4 protein-coding genes are annotated in these 3,386 nt (G+C 27.8%); all 4 read right to left on the minus strand.

Features of this window, described 5'->3' with window-relative positions; genetic code table 4:
* Nucleotides 1-96: 96 nt before the first annotated feature.
* Nucleotides 97-591 (minus strand): PDDEXK-like family protein, encoded by a 495-nt coding sequence (locus tag T390_RS04015; protein WP_051590873.1) that lies wholly within the window; start codon nucleotides 589-591, stop codon nucleotides 97-99.
* Between the two features lie 41 nt (nucleotides 592-632).
* Nucleotides 633-1,664 carry a tyrosine-type recombinase/integrase gene (locus T390_RS0103545; protein WP_027335099.1) on the minus strand — a complete coding sequence of 344 codons (1,032 nt, stop codon included), beginning with the start codon at nucleotides 1,662-1,664 and terminating at the stop codon, nucleotides 633-635.
* Between the two features lie 364 nt (nucleotides 1,665-2,028).
* Nucleotides 2,029-2,652, minus strand: coding sequence for a hypothetical protein (locus T390_RS0103550; RefSeq protein ID WP_027335100.1), 624 nt, complete (start codon nucleotides 2,650-2,652; stop codon nucleotides 2,029-2,031).
* 21 nt (nucleotides 2,653-2,673) lie between these two features.
* A partial coding sequence (locus T390_RS04205; RefSeq protein WP_027335101.1) for a hypothetical protein occupies nucleotides 2,674-3,386 on the minus strand: 713 nt, incomplete at its 5' end.

The raw sequence follows: 3,386 nt of genomic DNA on the forward strand, positions 1-3,386 counted from the left end.
ATATATATATATAGTCCCAAGTATTTTAAAAGGTCAACGCTAACACTTTATAAATTTTAGTGTTTCTGTCCTTATTATATAACTATTATTTAATACTTAAATAAAATAATTTACTTTATTGTGTAAAATATCATAAAATGTGATACTTTTAGAATTAACCACTGCAAAAATAAAAAAACTATTAGACTCTTTAGAATAAAAATTATTTACTGCCTTCAATTCTTCTATTTGCTTGTAGTTACTTTTAACTTGAATATAAAGGCGTTTGCCATTCTTATAAGCAATTAAATCAATTTTATTTATTGCATCATTCTTTAAACTTGGGAAGTACACTGTTCAGCCCTTAGATTCTAAATATTCGGCTGTTTTATATTCTTGTAAATATGCAATAAAACCATAATAAAAAATAACCCTATAAAGTGCCTTGAACGTCTCTGTATTGTTCTTATTTATCTTAGTTAAATAACTCTTTAACTTAATGCAAAAATAACGGGAGTAATGTGTTTTAGCCTCTTCCCATGTTCTTATATTATTCTTTTTAAAAAGTGCCTTTATGTTTACACCAAGTTCCAAATACGTTGGTATTTTCATATAAAAATTATAATAAAAAAGCACTATTTTTATGTGCCTAGTTATTTAGTTTTTACTAAAAAACTATATGAATTTATAAAATTTTTAAGCTTTCCAGCTAAGTTTTTACTCTTTTTATTAAATTCTTCTATGTTTTCTGCATTATTTTGCGTATTTTGAGAATTTATTTTATTATTTAAAAGTTGTTTAAGAATTCAATTATTTTCCTCTAATTGTTTTATTTCTAATGTTTTGCGTTCCGCTATATCTATAAGTTTTTGAGCGTTTCCAGCTATATAAGTATTATGTAAAACAGCTGTGTTTTTGTGCCCTGTATATGTAGCTATTTGACCCTCAGAAAATCAACCTGTTTTATCTAAAAAAGTGATACAAGTATGTCTGAATCAATGAGCAGAAATTTCTTTGTTAAAATTCGGATTAATTGACTTGATGAATTTAGAGAAATATGTGAATGTGTTTTTTATAGTTTTAATAGATAAATTTAATTGTTCCAGGTTATCAATAATATCATTCTCAAAGTTTTTTACTAAATCATAAAAATTAAGCTGTTCAAATACTTTTCAAATAATAACAACATCACGTGCATTATTATTTTTAAGCGGGATTATTTTAATATGAAAATTATTATTTGCTCATTCCTTAAAAGTAAATGCATCTAATTCAGAAACTCTTATACCCGTTAATAATAAAAATTTAACATATAACTCAAATTTAACATTATTAAATTCTTTTAATGCTTTCAATAAAAAAGTAACTTCTTCTTCGGTGTATGCTATTCTTGTATTTTGTTGTTTCATTTTTGTTAATGGGTTTTTATTGAGTTTAAACTCTGTAAAATTGTCATTAATTCAACGCATAAAAGTTTTAGCTATATTAGCACGCAAACACTGTGTATTATGCTTAACTTTTTCATCTTTAACAATTTTATACAATTGGTTTTGCAAGTCTTCTGCGTTGTTAAAATCGACTAACTTATTTAAAACTTGCTCGTATTGGTAAATTGTATTAGTTTTTACATATCTATTTTTACAGTCTTGAATATATTCATTTATTATATTTTTTATTTTATACATAATTAAAATCCTTTCAAAATCAGCAAAACATATTTTGAAAACGCTAATATTATGTATAATATAAGCGTGGTATATGTTTGCCTGTGGGAAATTATTGCACTTATATACCACATTTTTATTTAATAATTTTTAATAAAAAAGACTAGTACAATAAATACTAATCCCACAAAAATGAATATTAAAATTTTGATAGCTTTAACCGTATTACTGTGGGAATTAATACAATATTATTATAAACTATTTTTGGGACATATATAAAAAAATAAGGCTTTTTCATATGATGTAAAAATAGTATTGCGATAATGTCAAATTTATCTATTCTTTCTAAATTCAAAAAAGACGGTTTCCCGTCTTCTTTTTAATATTACATTATTTTAGCCCTGTCGTCTGTTTCTGTTGAAGTTTCTGCGGTTTGTTTTGGTTCAGCTGGTTTAGTTGTAAATAATGGACTTATATGAGTGCTAAAGTAGTTTTGCAGTGCTTCGGTTTTGCCTTTAATGTCTTCAAAGTCTTTTATTTGAGACTGTAATTTTTTAATAACTTCTTCTTTTCTTCTGAGTTCATCTTCTAAAGCTTCCTGAGAGTTTTGGGCAATTTCCAATTGTTTATTGTATTCAAGTTCTTTGAATTTAATGTCTTGCTCTTTATCTTTTAAAGTTTCAACTTCTTTTTCAAGTTCTTTAATGTATTTGGCTTCGTTACGTGTTTCAAATGCTAAAAGTTTGTTTTGGTATTGTTTAATTAAATCTTCACATCTAGCAAGCTGAATCTCTTGTTTTGAAATAGTTGTTTTTAGATTTGTGATTGTGTCTTTATATTCTTTTTCTTTAGCTATTCACATTGCTTTAGCTTCTTCGAATTCACGCTCTAAAAGCTTTATTTTTTTATTGCTTGAACCTTGGCGAGTAAATGCCACTATAAACGATATTAGGGCACCTAACCCGCCCACTAATGCGATAGTTAATTGTATAATGCTTGGTGTTGTCATTTTGTTTTATTCCTTTCGTTTTTATGAGGTTCTTAGAACCATTTTATATAGCTTATAATCTATAGACCTTGGCGAGCTTTGCGTTTCATTGTCGTAAACTTTCCCGGTGTATCTAATTTTAAACACGTCGTCTGAATAAGTTACGTGCATTAACTGCAACTGTGTCCCATAGCTACTGCTGTCCCAACCAGTACTAGGAGCAGACATAACAAAAGTATTCTGATAATCGGCGTCATTTTTATTTATGTTAAATAATTGTCCTGTAAATGTTTTTCCGTTGTATAACGTAACTTTAATCCATAAAACATATAGTCCTTGCGTATCGTTTGTCGGTATTGTGACCTGCTGAACGTTTGAAGTGGTTCCGCTTTGTATTAAATCCCAGTCATAAGAGACATTTACTCTAGAGGCTTGGCTTTGTGGTAAACTTGACGAATTTTGTAAATATGTATTTGCAAATCTAAATAAATTTGCTCATGTATTCATATTTAATTTTTGCCATGTATTTGCGACTCTTATTGCTATGCCTCCTGCTTCAATTTTAAAAATATTATTATCGGCAGGATTATAGAACTCAAAAGCTCCGTCAGTAATTTTTACGTTTTGCCCTTCAAAAACAGGCTTTATAGTGTTGTCAAATTGTTGCAGTCTGGAAATGTTTGCATTTATGGCGTTCTTTTCTTGTTCGTATTTGTCGTTAGTGAAGTCACCCAGCTTGCTGTTTATTGTGTTGA

The sequence above is a fragment of the Mycoplasmopsis felifaucium ATCC 43428 genome (assembly GCF_000687775.1).
Taxonomy (GTDB): Bacteria; Bacillota_I; Bacilli_A; order Mycoplasmatales; family Metamycoplasmataceae; genus Mycoplasmopsis; species Mycoplasmopsis felifaucium.